15 protein-coding genes and 1 riboswitch are annotated in these 20,642 nt (G+C 40.5%); of the genes, 7 read left to right on the top strand and 8 right to left on the bottom strand.

Translation table 11 applies throughout. From position 1 onward, the window contains the following. The first annotated feature begins 42 nt into the window (after positions 1 to 42). From AC0IWT_RS14650 to AC0IWT_RS14620, 7 genes are all read left to right on the top strand, one after another. Complete coding sequence (locus tag AC0IWT_RS14650; protein WP_471797717.1) at positions 43 to 609, top strand: hypothetical protein; 567 nt, start codon at positions 43 to 45, stop codon at positions 607 to 609. Positions 610 to 648: 39 nt separating this feature from the next. Then, positions 649 to 1,404: a Bax inhibitor-1/YccA family protein gene (locus tag AC0IWT_RS14645; protein WP_471797716.1), complete on the top strand. Its 756-nt coding sequence runs from the start codon at positions 649 to 651 to the stop codon at positions 1,402 to 1,404. A gap of 114 nt (positions 1,405 to 1,518) precedes the next feature. Then, positions 1,519 to 1,622, top strand: a riboswitch (SAM riboswitch). 163 nt (positions 1,623 to 1,785) lie between these two features. Next, on the top strand, positions 1,786 to 5,484 hold the full coding sequence (gene metH / locus AC0IWT_RS14640) for a methionine synthase (RefSeq protein WP_471797715.1): 3,699 nt from the start codon (positions 1,786 to 1,788) through the stop codon (positions 5,482 to 5,484). Positions 5,485 to 5,746: 262 nt separating this feature from the next. Further along, the gene (locus AC0IWT_RS14635) at positions 5,747 to 6,700 is read left to right on the top strand and encodes a methylenetetrahydrofolate reductase (RefSeq protein WP_471797714.1); all 954 of its coding nucleotides are present in this window, start codon (positions 5,747 to 5,749) and stop codon (positions 6,698 to 6,700) included. Between the two features lie 119 nt (positions 6,701 to 6,819). After that, a complete protein-coding gene (locus tag AC0IWT_RS14630) occupies positions 6,820 to 7,131 on the top strand; it encodes a hypothetical protein (protein ID WP_471797713.1) in 312 nt (103 codons plus the stop codon). A gap of 64 nt (positions 7,132 to 7,195) precedes the next feature. Further along, on the top strand, positions 7,196 to 7,615 hold the full coding sequence (locus AC0IWT_RS14625; RefSeq protein WP_471797712.1) for a tail fiber domain-containing protein: 420 nt from the start codon (positions 7,196 to 7,198) through the stop codon (positions 7,613 to 7,615). 118 nt (positions 7,616 to 7,733) lie between these two features. Beyond that, on the top strand, positions 7,734 to 9,257 hold the full coding sequence (locus tag AC0IWT_RS14620) for a glycoside hydrolase family 10-like protein (protein WP_471797711.1): 1,524 nt from the start codon (positions 7,734 to 7,736) through the stop codon (positions 9,255 to 9,257). Between the two features lie 66 nt (positions 9,258 to 9,323). Here AC0IWT_RS14620 and AC0IWT_RS14615 read toward each other — a convergent pair whose 3' ends face one another. The 8 genes from AC0IWT_RS14615 to proC all read right to left on the bottom strand — a co-directional run bounded on the left by AC0IWT_RS14615 (position 9,324) and on the right by proC (position 20,454). Next, positions 9,324 to 10,181 (bottom strand): cupin-like domain-containing protein, encoded by an 858-nt coding sequence (locus AC0IWT_RS14615; RefSeq protein ID WP_471797710.1) that lies wholly within the window; start codon positions 10,179 to 10,181, stop codon positions 9,324 to 9,326. A gap of 127 nt (positions 10,182 to 10,308) precedes the next feature. After that, on the bottom strand, positions 10,309 to 11,619 hold the full coding sequence (gene thrC / locus AC0IWT_RS14610) for a threonine synthase (protein WP_471797709.1): 1,311 nt from the start codon (positions 11,617 to 11,619) through the stop codon (positions 10,309 to 10,311). Between the two features lie 55 nt (positions 11,620 to 11,674). Further along, positions 11,675 to 12,682 carry a homoserine kinase gene (locus tag AC0IWT_RS14605; protein ID WP_471797708.1) on the bottom strand — a complete coding sequence of 336 codons (1,008 nt, stop codon included), beginning with the start codon at positions 12,680 to 12,682 and terminating at the stop codon, positions 11,675 to 11,677. An 86-nt stretch (positions 12,683 to 12,768) separates the two neighbouring features. Next, a complete protein-coding gene (gene thrA / locus AC0IWT_RS14600; RefSeq protein WP_471797707.1) occupies positions 12,769 to 15,219 on the bottom strand; it encodes a bifunctional aspartate kinase/homoserine dehydrogenase I in 2,451 nt (816 codons plus the stop codon). Between the two features lie 495 nt (positions 15,220 to 15,714). Then, a complete protein-coding gene (locus AC0IWT_RS14595; RefSeq protein ID WP_471797706.1) occupies positions 15,715 to 16,968 on the bottom strand; it encodes a pyridoxal phosphate-dependent aminotransferase in 1,254 nt (417 codons plus the stop codon). 103 nt (positions 16,969 to 17,071) lie between these two features. Beyond that, the gene (gene argH / locus AC0IWT_RS14590) at positions 17,072 to 18,403 is read right to left on the bottom strand and encodes an argininosuccinate lyase (RefSeq protein ID WP_471797705.1); all 1,332 of its coding nucleotides are present in this window, start codon (positions 18,401 to 18,403) and stop codon (positions 17,072 to 17,074) included. Between the two features lie 113 nt (positions 18,404 to 18,516). Further along, the gene (locus AC0IWT_RS14585; RefSeq protein WP_471797704.1) at positions 18,517 to 19,581 is read right to left on the bottom strand and encodes a M20 family metallo-hydrolase; all 1,065 of its coding nucleotides are present in this window, start codon (positions 19,579 to 19,581) and stop codon (positions 18,517 to 18,519) included. A gap of 63 nt (positions 19,582 to 19,644) precedes the next feature. Further along, positions 19,645 to 20,454, bottom strand: a complete 810-nt coding sequence (proC, locus tag AC0IWT_RS14580) for a pyrroline-5-carboxylate reductase (RefSeq protein WP_056869559.1) — start codon at positions 20,452 to 20,454, stop codon at positions 19,645 to 19,647. Between the last annotated feature and the right edge of the window lie 188 nt (positions 20,455 to 20,642).

Raw genomic sequence — 20,642 nt, 5'->3', positions numbered from 1 at the left:
AACTTTTTCATGCAAAAATCACTTATTCAATAAAGATAGAAAATGCACGAAATAGAGCCTTATTACCAGTGGAGAGATGAATACATTTCGGCAGAAGACGATCGTTCACCTTTCTACAATACCGAGTATTCTGAATTATATTTCGATAAACAGATATATAATTTTTTGTTACATCCACAGTGGGATGAATTTGGCTCTAATACACTTTACATGAAAGTGCTTTTTACCGATTACGACAGGAGCTATGCTGTTATCGAATTTATCGGGGAATGGAACGACGCCATTAACAACGATATAATGCTTTTGAAGCGGGACATTCTGGAACTGATGATGGATGAAGGCATCAATAAATTTATCCTGATAGGTGAAAATATTTTAAATTTCCACGCTTCAGATGATAGCTATTACGAAGAATGGTTTCAGGAAGTTGAAGACGGCTGGATTGTTGGGGTAAACTTTCAGGAACATGTAATAAGAGAGTTTAAGGAAAACAGTATCGATTATTACATTAACTTTGGAGGTGCCTTCGATAATATGCCCTGGCGCACTTTGAAACCACTTCAATTCTTTAAAAAAGTTGAAGAATTGCTGACAAAAAGATTGAATTAAAATATTTATTTTTATATAATTTAAATACACAAAACAAAAATGGATCAACAAAATTATCAATATCAGGACAACAGTGTTTTCGTACAAGAAGGCTCTGTTTCCAAAAAATTCTTTGCAAATGTCTTTTTATGGATGTTTGTAGCATTGAGTTTATCAACTGTGGCTGCTTATCTTTTCGGCACTAACGAACAGTTAATGCAGTACCTAATGACTATCAATCCAGAAACCGGAAAAGTTGGAATGTCCATCTTCGGCTACGTTGCCATGTTTGCACCGCTTGGGTTGGTTTTGCTAATGGGCTTTGGTTTAAGCAGACTATCTTTACCGGCTTTAGTAGGTGTTTTTGTACTTTATTCAGTGCTAACAGGTATAAGCTTAAGCTTTATTTTGCTTGCATATACTTCAGGGTCGGTTGTGAGCTGTTTCGCAGGTGCAGCAGGTATTTTTGGTATTATGGCGATAATGGGCTACACTACAAACATCGATTTGAGTAAGTTCGGCCCGATTTTGATGGTGGGCGTAATCGGTTTGGTAATAGCAAGCGTGGTAAACATGTTTATTCAAAGCGAGCAGTTTAGTTTGATAATGGCTTTCATTGGTATAGCAATCTTTACTGCTTTAACTGCTTATGATGTTCAAAAAATTAAGCGTATTGGCGAAGGAATTGAGGCTAGTGGCGAACAAGTATTAGCTGTAGAGTCGAAAAAAATGGCAATCGTAGCCGCGTTGTCTTTATACCTTGATTTCTTGAACATATTCCTTTTCTTACTTCGCATTTTTGGAAGTAGAAAATAAGTCTAACACAAAACAATATTCTTTAGGCCATGCAACTTTGCGTGGCCTTTGTAATTTTATTTGGTTGCTAAACGATAATTTTTGGAATTGATGTTGCTTTGTTGCATTTTTGTACGCTTATTAAGAAAGACGGAGGGATTAGACCCAACGATGTCTTAGCAACCTGTGCCAACAAGGTGCTAAATTCTAATCTCAGCAGTAGCGAGAGAAGATAAGTTTTGGAAGGTAATTAATTGCCAACTTTTTAAATAAGCTTTTTTTGGTACTTAGTATATAATCTAGGGTATTTTTCGATAAATTCCAGATTGCATATTGGGTCGAAACGTAGTTACATCTCGTGTCGAATGTATTGATACTCGATACTAACTACTAAATACTAGTATGAGCATTAGAGAAGAATTAGAAAAGCGTATTTTGGTGATTGATGGTGCGATGGGCACTATGATTCAGCGCTATACTTTAACCGAAGAAGATTTTCGGGGCGAACGGTTTAAAAACCATCCCTGTGATGTAAAGGGCAACAATGATTTGCTTAACATTACCCGCCCCGATATTATTAAAGCCATACATTTAGAGTACCTTGATGCTGGCGCAGATATTATCGAAACAAACACCTTCAGTACGCAACGCATTTCCATGGCCGATTACCAGATGGAAGATCTATCCTACGAAATGAGTTTCGAGGGTGCTCGTGTTGCTAAACAGGCGGTCGAAGAATTTATGGCAGCAAATCCGGACAGGAAATGCTTTGTTGCTGGTGCAATTGGCCCAACGAACCGCACCCTTTCTATGTCGCCAAATGTAAACGACCCTGGTTTTAGAGCTGTTTATTTCGACGAATTGGAAGCTGCCTATTACGAGCAGGTTCGTGGTTTGGTAGATGGCGGTTCTGATGTGCTGCTAATTGAAACCATTTTCGATACCCTAAACGCTAAGGTGGCTATAGTTGCCATTAAAAAATACGAAGAGGTAATTGGTCGAAAACTCGAAATTATGATTTCGGGAACCATTACCGATGCGTCAGGGAGAACACTTTCCGGACAAACAGCTGAAGCTTTTTTAAACTCTGTAATGCATGCAAAACCCTTAAGTATTGGTTTTAACTGCGCACTTGGGGCCAAAGAAATGCGCCCCCATATTGAAGAACTGGCTGCTAAGGCAGGATGTTATGTATCAGCTTATCCAAATGCCGGCTTGCCAAACGAGTTTGGTGCTTACGATGAACAACCCCACGAAACTGCCCATCTTGTTGATGATTTTATAGCCTCTGGATTTGTGAACATTGTTGGCGGTTGCTGCGGCACCACGCCAGACCATATTGGCTGTATTGCTGCAAACGCCCGTAAGGCATCGCCAAGAAAAATACCCAAAATTGAGCCTTTCATGCGTTTAAGCGGTTTAGAGCCCGTTACCATAACACCTGAAAGTATTTTTGTAAACATCGGCGAAAGAACAAACATAACAGGTTCGCCAAAATTCTCGAAACTGATTTTAGGTGGCGATTATGAGGCCGCCCTTGCTGTTGCCTTGCAGCAGGTTGAAGGTGGCGCCCAGGTTATCGACGTAAACATGGATGAGGGAATGCTCGACTCGGAAGCTGCGATGACTAAATTCCTGAACCTAATTGCTTCCGAACCTGATATTGCAAAGCTGCCTATTATGGTCGATTCGTCTAAATGGTCGGTAATTGAGAATGGGTTAAAGTGCCTGCAGGGCAAAGGAATTGTAAATTCCATTTCATTAAAGGAGGGCGAAGATAAATTTCGCGAAAGTGCCCGCAAAATTATGCAATATGGTGCTGCCGTTGTTGTAATGGCTTTCGATGAGCAGGGCCAGGCAGATAATTACGAGCGCAGAAAAGAAATTTGCAAAAGAAGTTATGATATTTTGGTACACGAAATTGGCTTCCCTGCAGAGGATATTATTTTTGACCCAAACATATTAACTGTAGCAACAGGTTTAGAGGAGCATAATAACTACGCTGTCGATTTCATAAATGCAACCCGGTGGATAAAAGAAAACCTCCCTCACGCTAAAGTAAGTGGTGGCGTTTCAAATATTTCGTTTTCTTTTAGAGGTAACAATGTCGTCCGCGAAGCGATGCACTCCGCATTTCTTTACCATGCCATCCAGGCGGGTTTAGATATGGGCATTGTAAATGCAGGTATGCTCGAAGTTTACCAGGAGATTCCGCCAGAACTTTTAGAACGTGTAGAAGATGTGCTTTTAAATCGCAGGGAAGATGCAACCGAGCGATTGGTTGAGTACGCCGAAACCGTAAAATCCAAAGGAAAAGAGATTGTTAAAGATGAAGAGTGGCGAAAGGCTCCGGTAGAGGAAAGATTATCCCATGCCTTGGTTAAAGGTATTGTTGAATATCTGGATGATGATGTCGAAGAGGCACGTCAGAAATATCCCCGGCCAATTCAGGTTATTGAAGGTCCGCTGATGGATGGAATGAACATTGTCGGCGACTTGTTCGGAGCTGGAAAAATGTTCCTGCCTCAGGTTGTAAAGTCGGCCCGGGTGATGAAAAAAGCGGTGGCTTACCTGCTGCCCTTCATTGAGCAGGAGAAGCTAGATAATCCTGATCAAGACCAGAATTCATCAGCAGGAAGAGTTTTGATGGCAACTGTTAAAGGTGATGTTCATGATATTGGGAAAAATATTGTGGGCGTTGTGCTCGCCTGTAACAACTTTGAAATTGTAGATATGGGCGTGATGGTTCCGGCACAGGAAATCATCAAAAAAGCCAAAGAAATAAATGCAGATATTATTGGCCTTAGTGGCTTAATTACGCCTTCTTTAGATGAAATGGTTCATTTCGCGAAAGAAATGGAGCGGGAGGGATTTACGATTCCATTGATAATTGGTGGCGCAACAACATCGCGTATACATGCGGCCGTTAAGGTTGCTCCTAATTATTCTGGTCCGGCGATACACGTTTTAGATGCATCTCGTAGCGTAACGGTTTGCAGCACTTTGATGAATCCTGAAACAAAAGATGATTATGTTGCTGGCATTAAAGCTGAGTATGAAAAAGCACGCGAAGCACATTTGAATAAGCGTTCTGATAAACGCTTTAAAACCTTGGAAGAAGCAAGGACTAATAAATTTAAGATAGACTTTAAGCCAGACTTACCCGTGCCTGAATTTATTGGCACGAGAGTTTTTGATAACTATTCATTGGAAGAACTGGTTCCGTATATCGATTGGACACCATTTTTCCACACCTGGGAACTTCGGGGCAGCTACCCAAAGATTTTTGAGGATAAGAATGTTGGCGACGAAGCTAGAAAGCTTTTTGATGATGCGCAGCTTTTGCTGAAACGGATTTTAGATGAAAAATTGCTAACCGCAAGAGGCGTAATCGGTTTTTGGCCGGCAAATGCGGTAGGAGATGATATCGAGCTGCGGGTGTCCGATTACGATGCGCAAGGCCAGCAAATTTCTGGTGCCGAAGGGCAATCGGTTAAAATACATACCCTCCGTCAGCAGGCCGAAAAAGTCGACGGACAGCCTTATCACGCCTTGTCAGATTTCATTGCGCCAAAAGAATCCGGCATTCAGGATTATTTTGGTTGCTTTGCGGTAACTACTGGTATCGGTATAGATGAACTTGTGAAAGCTTTTGAGGATAACCATGACGATTACAATAGCATCATGGCAAAAGCCCTTGCTGACAGGTTAGCCGAAGCCTTTGCCGAGCGCATGCACGAACGTGTGCGAAAAGAATTCTGGGGCTACGCTCAGGATGAAAATTTAAGTAATCAGGAATTAATTAAAGAGGAATATGCTGGCATTCGTCCGGCGCCAGGTTACCCGGCATGTCCGGAGCACACCGAAAAGGGAACTTTATTTGCTTTGCTTGATGCTGAAAACCAGATTGGCCTGCGCCTAACCGAAAGCTACGCCATGTACCCTACTGCCGCGGTAAGTGGTTTTTATTTCGCAAATCCCGAATCGAGGTATTTCGGCCTGGGTAAGATTACGAAAGACCAGGTGGATGATTATGCAACCAGAAAAGGGATGACTATTGAGGAAGCAGAGCGATGGCTATCGCCTAACTTAGCTTATTAGTTTTACAAGTTGTGCGTTAAAGGTTGCAAGTTAAACTGGAAATAGAGAATGAATATACCGTCTTTTTATCTCGAAAGAGGCATTATTCACGAAATTGAAACGAACTTATACCATTGTTTAAATTAGGTTTTTTGAATGATGTGAATATGAAATTGACGCTCTAACTTGCAACGATTAGAAAATTACTTAACGGATTTATAAATTATTATCAAAAGTTGGCTAAATAATCATCCAGACTTTTAACCCAAAACCTTTTACCAAATTGAAAATTACAGAACATATAAAAAATGCAAAAGGTAAAACCTTGTTCTCTTTCGAACTTTTACCACCAATAAAAGGGCAAAGTATTCAGTGGATTTATGATGCGATAGACCCCTTGCTGGAGTTTAATCCACCTTTTATTGATGTTACCTCTTTAAGAGAAGATTACATTTACAAAGAACAGGATAACGGTTTATTGCAAAAAGTTTCTTACAGAAAACGCCCTGGTACAATTGCAATTTGCGCAGCAATAATTCATAAATATAAAATCGATGCTGTGCCGCATTTAATTTGTGGCGGTTTTACGAAAGAAGAAACGGAAAATGCATTAATTGATTTGCAGTTTTTAGGCATAGATAATGTTTTGGCGCTACGAGGCGATGCACGTGCGGCAGATTCGGCATTTATACCAACAAAAGGCGGCCATTGCTATGCTACAGATTTAATTGAACACATCAAAAACCATAACGACGGCAAATTTCTCCATGAGGATGTAGAAACTTTTAAGAGTGATTTTTGCATCGGCGTTGCCGGTTACCCTGAAAAACATTTTGAAGCGCCAAACCTAAATACAGATTTCAGGTTTCTGAAGAAAAAGGTAGATATGGGTGCAGAGTTTATTGTAACTCAGATGTTTTTTGATAACCAAAAGTATTTCGATTTTGTGAAGAAATGCAGGGAAAACGATATTAATGTGCCAATTATACCGGGTTTAAAGCCTATTAGTACACTCAGCCAACTTAATGTTCTGCCTAAAATATTTCACATCGATTTACCGGAAGACTTAACTGATGCCTTAAGCCATGCGAAAAGTAATGCGGAGGCTAAGGAAATTGGTACAGAAGCTATGATTAAACAATGTAAAGAACTTATGGATTTTGGAGTACCCGTGTTGCATTTTTACACTATGGGTAAACCTGAGCAAACAAAAAGAATTGCAAAGGCTATTTTTTAATATAACGTTGCAACGCAGGATGACGTTGCAAAAATTTTGTGCATCTCGTTTATTTTTTCTTACAGAAATTTAACGAAGGCTTGGCTGTTTACTAAGTGTTATAGCCTATCTTTGTTAGCATGAAGTTGATTAAACTTAAATTATTATTGATTTTTGTTGTCACGCTCGCCATTTTTATCAAGGCCGGCAATCTCTCATCTTGCCTGAAGTTTTCTGCCGCTCCTATTGAAAATACATCTTCCACAGACGATGCAACTGAAAAGGAGGAGAAGAAGGTGGAATTGGAATGTGTTAATCATGACTTCTTCACGGTTGAAAATATTGCAGCGGTTGCGGCAAATACAAAGCGAATAAATATCCTCCAATATTTTAATAAACTAGCTTATTTTCCAGAGGTATTAACCCCTCCGCCGTCCGCCCCGTTTAGTTAAAAAACCATACTTCTGTTAAAGGAAGTCAATTATCCATTTTTTCATTTTAATAAATTCTGAAGATATGAAACGAGCAATTTCATTCTATTTTGCGGTATTTTTAATTTCCGCATCTATAAAAGTCGGCGCACAAGAAGTTGCGCAAACCAATATCCAGCCCATAAATAATTCGATTTCTCTGGTTTCTAAGCTACAGCCGGTAAGCTTCAATTACGATGCGAAATGGGTAGGCAAGCTGGCAATACCCGATAAAGAATATTACGGATTTGTAGCGGCAGACGTTCAAAAAATTTTTCCAGAACTGATTAAAAGGCAAGCTAAAGATTACACAGTTGGAAAAAATGCTTCCAGAACTGCCACAGTTTCAACTGTAGATTATGAAAGCTTAATACCGCTTTTGGTTGGTAGCATAAAAGAACAGCAAGCGCAAATTGAAGAGCTGAAGCGAGAGCTGAATGCTTTAAAAGAAAAAAATACCAGATAAATTTTAAGCTGATTATGAGGCCGGAACATCAAATTCCGGCCTTTTTTATTTCAAAAACAAATAAATTGTTACATTCAAAGCGAAATAATTGACTTACGTTTATTTTCCTTTATTTGTTATGAGAAATAATTTAGTCTTTTTACTTGTATTGATCTGTTTTGCACTTCGTTCAACAGGTCAACAGATCGTTCAACCAGAAATACCGAAGCCACAGCGAGAATTTCGTGCTGCCTGGGTTGCATCAGTTGCTAATATAAACTGGCCGAGTAAGCCTGGCTTGTCTACTCAGCAACAGCAAGACGAAGCAATTGCTTTACTAGACATACTGAAGAAAAATAATTTCAATGCCGTTATTTTTCAGGTTAGGCCACAAGCAGATGCCTTGTACAAGAGTAATTTGGAACCCTGGTCGTATTTCTTAACCGGCGTGCAAGGGCAGGCGCCGAAACCGTATTATGATCCGTTAGAATTTTGGGTAGAAGCAGCACACGAAAGAGGCTTAGAACTGCATGTTTGGTTAAATCCCTACCGAGCACATCACATATCCGGTGGCGAACCATCAGAATTCTCAGTGGTAAAAAAACACCCCGAACTCGTTTATAAACTTAAACAAGGTTATTGGTGGCTTGATCCATCGAAAAAAGGAACGCAAGATTTATCTGCAGCGGTGGTTAAAGATATTGTGCGGCGCTATGATATAGATGGAGTTCATTTCGATGATTATTTTTATCCATATGCGGAATATAATGGCGGTGAAGATTTTCCGGATGCTGAAAGTTATGCCGAATACCAGGCGGCCGGTGGTAAGCTGGCACGTGGCGACTGGCGCCGCGAGCAGGTAAACGTATTTATTCAAAGAATTTACAAAACGATAAAAGAAGAAAAGAAATATGTGAAATTCGGCGTTAGTCCGTTTGGGATCTGGAGGCCAGGCTTCCCGGCATCTATAAAAGGTTTTGATCAGTATGATAAACTCTATGCTGATGCAAAACTTTGGCTTAACGAAGGTTGGATTGACTATTTTATGCCGCAACTCTATTGGCAGGTCAATAATATTCCACAAAGTTTTCCCGTTTTGCTGGGCTGGTGGCAATCTGAAAATACAAAACAGCGGCATCTTTGGCCCGGAATGAACAGCGGCATTGGCGGTGGTGAAAAAAACAGCGATGAAATTATAAATCAGATTATGATTACGAGGGGTATTTTACCGAAATCACCTGGTGCTGCACATTGGAGTATTGCCGCATTGCTAACACACGAAAGTTTAAGAAATGATTTGCTAAAGGGTCCTTACAAGGAGGAAGCTTTGGTTCCAGCTTCACCCTGGCTGGATAACGAAAAGCCTCTATCACCTAAAGTAGAGGTTGAAAACAGGGAAGCAGACTTATACATTAAATGGAAACCTGCTAATAAAAGTGATGACTTTAAATACATCGTATACACTAATTATGGCGGAAAGTGGAACTATACCATTCTTAATTACAAGAGCAGGTTTTTGCTGGTTCAAAAATCAATCTTTGCAGACCAAGCTAAATTAATCAAGCAAAATTTACAATCGATAGCCGTCACCGCGGTAGATAGGACGGGTAATGAAAGTGAGGTACGGATTGAAGATGTGTTAAAAGAATTTGAAAATAAGTGAGTTTTGAAAGCTAGAGCGAAATAATTCAGCTCAACCGGCATTTCAATAAAAAGTAAGCTTAAAGCATTATTCTATTTTGACACCAATTTTGTCTGCAATTTTGCAACCGGCGCCAATGCAGCTTGCGGCCAGATAATCAATCATTGCCCTTTTTTTATCGTAGAAAGCCTTGTAGCTGTAAACATCGTTTCGCCAAGCCTTAAAGTTTGTGGCATTCATCTGGTCCATTATTGTTGAAATGTTTTGGCCATATGCTTTGGTTGTATGCCAAACACCGCTGGGTATGTAGAAAACCTCGCCCGCTTTTATAATTGATTTAATTGGTGTCGCATTCTTGAAATTTGGGTACTTTTCATAATCAGGATTCATGATGTTTATTGGAGACCTCGAGGCCAGTAAACCACTTTTTCCCGGATACATCAGCTCTTGCTGTTCTCTCGGGAAAACAATAATTTCCTTTTCACCGTAAAGCTGAATAAGCCACGCATGAACGTGGTAGGTGTCTTTATGAATTTCGTAAGCATTTCCAACTCCACCAATGTGTAAGTCCATTCCGTTGGAAAGTTTGTTCTTTAATGCTTTAGCTTTTAACCAGTTTGGCGTACACAAATTCATGTGCAGCGGGTCGAAGTAAGATAACAATTCTGGCAACTGTTTTAGAATATTAAACTTAACAGGGTAAGGTGCTGGGTTTTCCAGTGTGCTTTTTTCCGTTAAGTCGAGAATTTCGGAGATAGAGTATTGCTCGGTAGCAAAAGTTGTTGTTCTATCTCCAAAGTTTTTTCTAAAAAAATCGGGTGTAAACATTTTGTCTCTTCCCCATGCATCTGTCGCGTTTTCGAGGATCACCGGAGTGCCAGTGTTCTGATATTTTTCGATGAATTCCTGGTGAGAAAGATCGTATCTTCTATCAACTGTCGTCATTTTTAGAGCGATTAGGGATTGCAAAAGTGTTCACCATAGCTTGAAAATTATTTCAGTAGAAGGCGACATTCAAATCTATATTTTTTTTACTCAGAACGAAATATAATTATGTTAAATATCTGAAAATCTAGGCCTTATCCATCAGGTAACTTTTAAAGCCTTTAAAATCTGCACCAAGCTTATCTGCATATTTCGGCAGGGTTTCCAAAGCTTTAACTTGCTCTGGGATTTCGATCTTTGCAGCGATATTTTCGGGGAAGATATCAGGGAATTTGCAGGCGTGAGCCGTAGATAAAAATACCGCCGCACTTTTATCCTGGGGATTTTCTGCTCTAAACTTTTCAATCGCTAAGTAGGCAATTGCAGTATGCGGGCAAGCCACATAATCATATTTCGAATCAATTTCTTCGATGCCAGCTAACGTTTCATCATCCGTAAACCGATAAGAAGTTACCAGTTTTTTGAGGTTCTGAACATCACCCGCAAATAAATCCATGATGCGTATCCAGTTGCTTGGCGCACCAACGTCCATCGCGTTTGAGAACGTTTGTGTAGATGGCCTCGTCTCATATACGCCTGTCTCCAGAAATCTTGGTACCGTATCGTTTACATTGGTTGCGGCGATAAATTGTTTAACGGGCAAACCTAGTTTATAGGCAAGTAAGCCAGCGCCGATGTTGCCAAAGTTTCCACTTGGAACTGAAAATACAACTTCTTTAAAGCCTTGTTTTTTTAGTTGTGCGTACGTGTTAAAATAGTAAAATGTCTGCGGAATTAACCTCGATATATTGATAGAATTGGCAGATGTAAGGCGGAACTTTGCGTTCAGTTCCTCATCAGCGAAAGCCAGTTTAACTAGCGCCTGACAATCATCAAAAGTACCCTTTATCTCGATAGCCCTAATATTTTTACCGTTTGTGGTTAATTGCAATTCTTGTATCGGACTAACTTTTCCCTCTGGATAGAGTATTGTTACCCGTGTGTTCGGTACGCCTAAAAAGCCAAGCGCCACTGCACCGCCGGTATCGCCCGAAGTTGCTACCAGAACATCCAACAACTGCTCACCATCTTTTAAAAAGTAAGCCATTACTCTGCTCATAAAACGAGCGCCAAAATCTTTAAAAGCCAATGATGGACCGTGGAAAAGCTCCAACACAAAAGTATTGTCATCTAATTTTACAGCCGGGGCTTCAAAGTTGATGGCATCTTCAACAAGCGTTTTTAAATCCTGAGCAGGAATTTCATCTTTTAACAGCGTAGAGGCTATTCTATAAGCAATTTCTGGCAGAGTGTATTGGTGGATATTTTCGATGAAGTCTGCGTCTATTTGTGGAATATCCACAGGCATGTATAAGCCTTTATCCTGTGGCATACTGTTAAAAACGGCCTCTTTAAAAGAAACACGTAAATCTTTATTATTGGTTGAATATAGTTTCATGTTTAAGTTTTCAGTTCTACCTGATAAGATTACATCAGCTGTTGTCAAATAATATTTACTCGATTACGATTGGTCCCTGGGCATTAACGGAAGATACATACGCTTTGCTGTTGATATTAATTTTATGCAAATGTTGTTGTTGGGCTTTAGTTATTTTTCTCGCAGTTTCTTCATCCTTTGCGAGGGCGAAAACAGAAGGTCCAGACCCGGATATCCCAAAACCGATAGCGCCATTTTCCATAGCAATGGCCCTCATTTCTTCAAAGCCAGGTATCAGGATTGAGCGTGTCGGTTCAACAAGAACGTCTTTCATGCTCCGGCCGATGAGATCGAGGTCGTTCATAAATAAACCACTCACCAAACCCGCCACATTTCCCCATTGCGTAACGGCATCCTTTAACAAAACCTTACTTCTAATCATTTGGCGGGCATCTTTTGTAGGTACATCAACTTCAGGATAAACAATTGCTGCATACATTCCGGCAGGTGTTGGCAGGGAAATTACGTCTAAAGGGTCGTAGCTTCTCACCAAAACAAAGCCGCCTAAAATTGCCGGCGCCACGTTATCTGCATGTCCGTAGCCGCATGCCAGTTCCTCACCTTTCATTGCGAAAGGAACCAGTTCTTTTGGTGATAATAAATCGCCCATTAACTTATTGATGGCGAATAAACCGGCAACAGTACTAGCCGAACTTGAACCCAGGCCGCTGCCGATTGGCATTTTCTTATGCAGTTTTATTTCCACGCCGACATCTAAGCGGTTAATGTGTTGTAAATAATGCTGAACGCTCGCACTTACAGTATTTTTAGCGGCATCCAAAGGTAAGCGGCCATCATCGCCCGAGATGCTTTTAATAACTACTCCGGGCGTCTCCGTCAAACGCATTTCAACCTCATCGCCAGGCTCGTTCACGGCGAAACCTAATACATCGAAACCGCAAACTACATTAGCAACGGTTGCAGGAGCAAAAACGCGAATTACCCTCAACCCGTTTAAGGGGGCTTTCGTGTTGTTAGCAGCTATCTCTACCTTATCCGCAAAGTTTAAATCGTTATTTGGCATTGTAATTTTATATTTCCCGGGATAAAAATCCGGTGGTGCTATTAATTATTTAATGGTTTCTTGCTTTAGCTTAATCTCTTCGCTTTTTAGCTTAAACTACCAACATTTATAATATCGGCAAAAACACCAGCCGCGGTAACTTCGGCACCGGCGCCAGGTCCTTTTACTACTAAAGGGCGAGATTTATATCTGTCTGTAGTGAAAGAAATAATGTTATCACTTCCAGAAAGCATGTAAAACGGATGACTGTCATCAACCATTTGCAAACTAATTTCTACATTTCCATCCTCCAGCTTACCAATATATCGCAACACCTTACCATCCTTTGCTGCCTGATTTTTTAAATCTTCAAAATAGGCCGCATTTTTTTGAAGTTCTGAGTAGAAGTCTTCTACAGATGTTGCATTTAAACATGCTTCTGGTAGGATATTGTCTATTTTTACATCAGCGGCCTCTAATGGATAACCAGCATCGCGGGCGAGGATTAACATCTTACGCATAAAATCCTTTCCATTCAAATCATCGCGTGGGTCGGGTTCGGTATAGCCTAAATCCTGCGCTTCTTTTACCGTTTCGTAAAAACCGGCATCGCCTTTAAAGTTATTGAAGATGTAAGAAATTGTTCCGGATAAAATAGCTTCAATCCTGGCAACTTTATCGCCACTCATCATCAGTTCCCTTAGGGTGCGGATAATGGGCAAGCCTGCTCCAACATTGGTTTCATAATAAAAATCGACGCCGAACTTACGGGCAGTATCTTTAAATGATTTGTATTGCACGAAATCTGCCGAATTGCCTTTTTTATTGCAGGTAACTACCGAAATGCTGCTTTCAAAGATGCCCTGATAAAATTCAATAGGCGATTCTGAGGCTGTGTTATCTACAAAAACGCAGTTCGGTAAATTAAGCGATTTCATGTGTGCCACAAAACCAGCCAAATCTGCACTTTCCCCGTTTAAATTCAACTCTGTTTCCCAGTCTTCAAGCGATAAACCGTCAGCATTGAACACCATTTTGCGGGTGTTGCTTATTCCGGTTACCTTAACTTGCAAATCATTATTTGCTGCCAGAAAAGGCATCTGTTCTTTGAGTTGGTTAAAAAGTGTTTTGCCGATATTTCCTGTACCCAGGCAAAAAATATTCAGCGTACGTTTTAAATCGGTAAAGAAAGCATCATGAACTGCATTTACGGCTTTAGACAAATCAGCTGCGCTTATAATTACCGAAATATTGTATTCTGATGAACCCTGAGCGATTGCCCGAACATTTATTCCGTTCCTACCCAAGGCGTTAAATAGTCTTCCACTCATGCCAGGGGTACGCTTCATGTTTTCGCCGACAATTGCCAGCACCGCTAGGTCATTTTCAATTTCTGGTAAAGCCAGTTTATTTGCATCAAGTTCCAGTTCAAACTCTTTTTTAATCAAAGCAATTGCCTGGCCTGCATCGGTAGGTTTAACAGCAAATGTAATGCTGTGCTCTGATGAAGATTGTGTAATCAGCACCACATTTATCTGCTCTCGCGATAGCAGCGAAAATAATCTTCCGCTAAAACCGGCTTTGCCCACCATGCCGCTTCCGGTAAGGTTTATAATGCTAATGCGATCTATGGATGAGATGCCTTTAATTGGCAGATTTGATGTTTTAACATCGCTTTTTATGTATGTTCCTGAAAAGTCCGGTTCGAAAGTATTCTTAATTACGATTGGAATTTTCTTCATAAAAGCTGGAATCATCGTGGGCGGATAAATCACTTTCGCCCCAAAATAGCTCAACTCCATTGCCTCTGTATAACTCAATTCTGGCAGTGAAAAAGCCTTTTTTACGATGCGTGGATCAGCGGTCATCATACCGTTTACATCCGTCCAGATTTCGATTTCTTCTGCATTTAAAGCTGCGCCCCAAACTGCTGCGGTGTAATCAGAGCCGCCCCGACCTAAGGTCGTTATTCTACCATCGGCATTGCTGGCGATGAAACCGGTTACAAACAAAACCTTGCTCTGGTTAGTCTGATAGAAATCATTGATAAGCATTTCCGTTAGTTCAGTTTCAACTTTTGCCTGCCCGAAATTATTGTCGGTTTTAATTAGTTCCGATCCATTTACATAAAGTGCTTCTGCAAATTGTTGCGCTGCGATGTGCGCAATCATAAAAGATGAGCAGCGTTCGCCGTAGCTCAAGATCTGGTCTTTGGTTTGCATGCTCAGCTCCCGAAGATTTGTGACTGCCTGCAACAGATCTTCTAATTCGTTAAAGAAGATTTTTAAGCGGGTAAACACCGGATTTTGCGCAGCTGCTGGTAGGAGTGAACGGATAACAGCAAAATGTTTAGCCTCAATTTCTTTTAAACTTGAGTCGTAATCTTCGCCACGCTCGGCCCTTTCGGCCATATCTGTTAACAAATTGGTTACGCCACTCATTGCCGATAATACAACTACCGGATTGCTTTCTAATTTTTCTTTGGCCACTATCGTGAGTAGCGTTTTAATGTTCTCGGCCGAACCTACGGATGTGCCGCCGAATTTTAATACTTTCATTAGTCTATTTTATTTTAACCGAAATATTGCCTTGGCTTTTACAAAATTGTGTGGTCTTCAGCCCTGGCAATTCATTCAGTTTGGGTTTAAAAAAAAAGCGTCCCGATTGTATCGGGACGCTTTCTGTGTTTTGTATGTTAATCAATTTACAACAAATTAGCCCCGCGGGTTTATCCCGTGGTAATAATAATTGTTGTAATAATTGAAGTATTAAAAATCATTTGACTAGGTGTATTTTGTACACCGTAAAGTAGCAGAATATTTTTCTTAATTGCAAACAATTTTCAAAAATAACTGAAAATATTTTAATAAAACGTTTAATCAAATGAAATAGCCGCATTTTTTGAACCAAAAACTATTCTGGAATGTTAATTTTTTTTTTGGATTGCGGAGTTAAAAGAATGCTAGCAAAAGAGCGCTGTGAGGTTTTTCTAGACTTGATAAATTTAAAGAAAGCAGAGCTGAAATAATTTTAACAGCTCTGCGCTTATGCTATTATTTCAGCTTACTTAAAGCAGCCTTAATTCTCGGCAACATATCTTTAATGTCCTGCAAGGTACAGGCACCCACTGATGCCCTGAACCAAGGCATATTGTGTTCATTTCCAAATGCAGAAAACGGTACCAATGCTGCTCCAGCTTCATTTATTAGATAAAAGTTTACATCAGCACTATCCTTCAGAATTTTACCCTCCTGGGTACTTTTTCCTATATAATCTATTTTGATGGTTAAGTAAATAGCGCCCATTGGTTCAACTGCGTCAACGTTAAATCCTTCGTTTTTCAAATCGTTAAAACCATTGTAAAGTGCATTTAAACTTTCCTGAATCTGGCCTTTAAAGTTCGTTAAGAAAGTATCAACCTGCCCTTTATTGTTAAAATAGTTCGACATCGCGACTTGTTCAGCTTTCGGGGCCCAGGCGCCCATGTGGCCTACCAACGCTTTCATTCTGTTTACGATATCTTCTGGTCCAAAACCCCATCCCACACGTACACCTGTTGCAGCAAGGCATTTAGAACTTCCATCTACAAAAACGGTAAATTCCCGCATTGCCGGGCGTAAAGAAACCGGATTTACGTGTTCCTTACCAAAAGTTAAAAGCGAATAAATCTGATCGTACATCAGGTACAATGGCTTTTCATCCGCACCGCGACTGGCGTTTTCTTCCAGAACTACATCGCAGATTTCGGCTAAAGAATCCGCATCAAACATGGTTCCCGTTGGGTTTAACGGCGAACATAGTGCTAGTAAAGTTGCGCCTTTTAAATGCGGCTTTAATTGCGCAGCGGTAGGCATAAAATTATGAGCCGCATCGGTTTCTACGGCAATTGCTTTAGCCGAAGTTAAATGGCAATAGTGGTTATTATTCCAGGATGGGGCAGGGAATACAACCGTATCTCCCGGGTCAATTAAGGCAAGGTAAGTTGCGTAAATTAAGGGCCGTGATCCACCGGAAACCAGAATACTGCTTGCATTATAATCTAAGCCGAATCTGTCTTTCAATAATTCGGAAACTGTTTCCCTTAGTTGTAACACGCCATCAGCAGGTGGATAATTAGTTTGATTTGCATGGTATGCTTCAACAATTCCTGCTTTTAACTCTGTTGGAATAGGATAGATGTTAGCATCGAAATCGCCAATGGTTAAGTTAGCGATTGATGCACCTTTCCGCTTCATTTCGTTAACTTCATTACCAATTTTTATAATTTCTGAGCCAATTAATGCACTGGCTAATACGGAAACTTTCATAATTATTTTTTTACCTTAAATGTAATTGCAAAGTTATACTACTTAAAACCTTGGCAATTGTGGAGCACATGCTTCCAGATTGCCCATTTCTTGCAGTAACGGCCTAGCTTACTAATTTTTCAATTGCTTTATTTACTTTTTCGAAACCGAACTGAGACAAAACAGCCTGCATTGATGCAGAAATTTGCTCGTTACAAAGGTTGCCAATGCTCCCCTCGTGTGTATGATGTATTTGGCCCGATGGTGCAAAAGTACCATTTTCTATCTGTTCTCCAACAATTTTGTAAGCCTCTCTAAATGGAACGCCTTGCAGGGCTAAATCATTAACTACCTCTACGCTAAATAAATAGTCGTACTTTTTGTCTTCTAAAATTTGCTCCTTTATGGTAATGTTCTCGAACATAAAACTTGCAATTTCAAGGCATTCGTTTAATGAAGTTATTGCCGGAAAAAGGTTTTCTTTTAATAGCTGTAAATCGCGGTGGTAGCCTGAAGGAAGGTTCGTTATCATCATTGCAATTTCATTTGGCAAAGCCTGAATTTTATTGCAACGCGAACGAATCAGCTCGAAAACATCCGGGTTCTTTTTATGGGGCATAATGCTCGAACCTGTTGTTAATTCTGGCGGGAAGCTGATAAAGCCAAAATTCTGATTGATAAACAGGCAAACATCCATCGCCATTTTGGCTAAAGTTGCGGCAACAGCACTCATTGCCTGCGCTAAAATCCTTTCTGTTTTACCGCGGCCCATTTGCGCATAAACCACATTGTAATTTAAACTTTCGAAGCCAAGTAATTCAGTGGTTAGTGTTCTGTTTAAAGGAAATGAAGAGCCATAACCTGCGGCAGAACCTAAAGGATTTTTATTGGTAATTTTCCATGCAGCAAGCATCAGTTCCATATCATCGGCAAGACTTTCAGCGTAGGCACCAAACCATAGCCCGAAAGACGATGGCATTGCAATTTGCAAATGGGTGTAGCCCGGCATTAATTTTTCTTTATGGGTATTGCTTAAATCGATGAGCTGAGTAAACAAAGTAGATGTTTGGTTAACCATATCCTCGATACAGGCCCGGAAGAAGAGTTTCAAATCAACCAGAACCTGGTCGTTACGGGAACGGCCACTGTGAATTTTTTTGCCAGCCTCGCCAATACGCTTGGTAAGCAACCATTCCACCTGAGAATGCACGTCTTCAACAGTGTTCTCAATAGTGAAATTTCCTGCTTCAATTTCAACATAAATATTCTTAAGCTCTTGCTGAATATTTTTTAGTTCATCAGCAGTAAGCAAATTAATGGTTTCAAGCATTTGAGTATGTGCTAAAGAACCCAGCACATCAAATTTTGCCATTTGTAAATCAAGTTCGCGGTCTTTACCAACGGTAAACGATTCTACAAATTTGTTTACATCTATATTTTTTTGCCAAATTTTCATATCTAAACTTCGTCAGTTTCGAGGAGCGAAGCAATCCTCTTTGGTTTTCAAAATGCAAAGCGCAACATTTGCAAATCAATTGCTTCATGCTTCGCGATAGCCGTTATTTCAGTCTAACTTATCACCGGTTTCAACATGTTCACGTAGCCTTCAACACCTTCTGCAACCTCTCTAACGTACAAAAATTCGTCGGCCATGTGCGAGCGACCAGAAAATCCTGGTCCACATTTAACCGATGGAATATCTAGTAAAGCCTGGTCTGATGTGGTTGGTGAGCCATAAGTTGTTTTACCCAATGCAACACCAGCCTGAACAACCGGATGGTTTTTATCAATTGATGATGGCTTTAAACGAATCGAGCGTGGCGTAACATCACAGTCTACATTTGCCCTGATAATCTCTAAAACTTCCTCGTTAGAGTAAGCGTCAGTAACCCGAACATCAACGGTAAAAGTACAGTTTGCGGGTACAACATTGTGTTGCGAACCGGCATTTATAATGGTAACCGTCATTTTAAGTGGCCCGAAAACTTCTGATACCTTTGGAAACTGATAATTCCTGAACCACTCGATATCTTTAAGTGCTTTATAGATCGCATTTTCGCCTTCTTCGCGTGCTGCGTGGCCCGCTTTACCATGCGAAACACAATCCAAAACGAGCAATCCACGTTCGGCAATGGCAAGATTCATTTCTGTTGGTTCGCCAACAATACCAAATTCAAGTGCACCTAAATCCGGTAAAACTAACTCCAAGCCATTATTGCCAGAAATTTCTTCTTCCGCAGTTGCGGCAAGGCAAATATTATATTTTAAATTTTCCTGTTGGTAGTAATACAAAAATGTACCAATTAAGGAAACCAAACAGCCACCGGCATCGTTACTGCCCAGGCCGAATAGCTTATCGCCCTCAATGGCTGCATCGTATGGGTCGCGGGTATAACCAGAATTTGGCTTAACCGTATCGTGGTGCGAGTTTAACAAAACGGTTGGTTTGCTGGCGTCGAAATGCTTGTTGTAAGCCCAAACATTATTCATTTTTCGCTGCGTTTTAATTCCCCGCTCTTCTAAAAACTGGGCAATTAAATTTGCTGTTCTGTCTTCTTCTTTGCTAAAAGACTGGATGCGGATAAGCTGCCGCAACAAATCCAGACTTTCTTTTTGTATATTTTCTAATAACATAGTATCGAGTAGTTGTATCAGGGAACAATTTGTGCCTATAACCTAAATTATTCCCTGATACTTTTAACCTTCTTTTGTATATAAGTTTCCTGCCTTTAAGGCTGATAATTTAATGCCTTTTATCAATGATGAGCTAAAACCATTGTGTTCCATTTCGTTTAAACCAGCAATGGTACAGCCTTTCGGCGAAGTTACCTTATCTATTTCTGATTCCGGGTGTGTGCCATGCAATAAAAGCAAATCTGCCGCTCCTTTTGCGGTTTGTACCGCCATTTTCAGGGCTTCATCTGCATGGAAACCGATTTCTACACCACCCTGTGACGCCGCCCTTATCGCCCGTAGAAAGAATGCGATACCACAGGCACAAAGCGCCGTTGCTGAGGTCATCAAGTCTTCATTTATTTTTACAACCGAGCCTACCGTTTCAAACATTTTAGTCACTTCGGCCATATTTTCTGCAGATGCATTATCGCTCGCCATGCAAGTCATCGATTGGCCAATCGCAATCGCCGTGTTTGGCATCACGCGTACCACCTCAACATCATCGCCTAATTTTGCCCGAACCGCGGCGCAACTTACACCAGAAATTACCGAAATAACCAGATGTTTTGCTGCGTTAATCGAGCTGCTTATTTCCTCCAAAACCGTATTTAATTGTTGGGGCAAAACCGCAAGAATTACAACATCTGCATCCGTAATGGCTTGTTTATTATCATTGGTCACCATAAATCCGGCAGCTGCGAAAGCGTTAAGGTGGCTAATGTTTCTTCGCGTTAGCGTGATATCGCCCGCGCTTGCAAAATCTGCTTTCACTAAGCCTTTTGCTAAAGATAAACCAATATTCCCGCTTCCAATTATGGCAATTTTTTTCATGTTAATTATATTTTCTTCGGGTTAATAATACCGATTTTTGACTCGCCATTTTCTTTGAAAAGCAATTGCAGCATTCCAGTTAATGTTAGTCCTGCTATGCACTGCAATCTTTTTAAACTGCTTGCTATGCTCAGGTACGAAACAACTATATCTTCGGCTGCAAATGCTTCGTGCCTCAGCATCACCGT

The organism is Pedobacter sp. AC464 (genome assembly GCF_979253075.1).
Note: the sequence above shows the minus strand (reverse complement) of the source record. Positions and strands in the feature narration are given on the sequence as shown.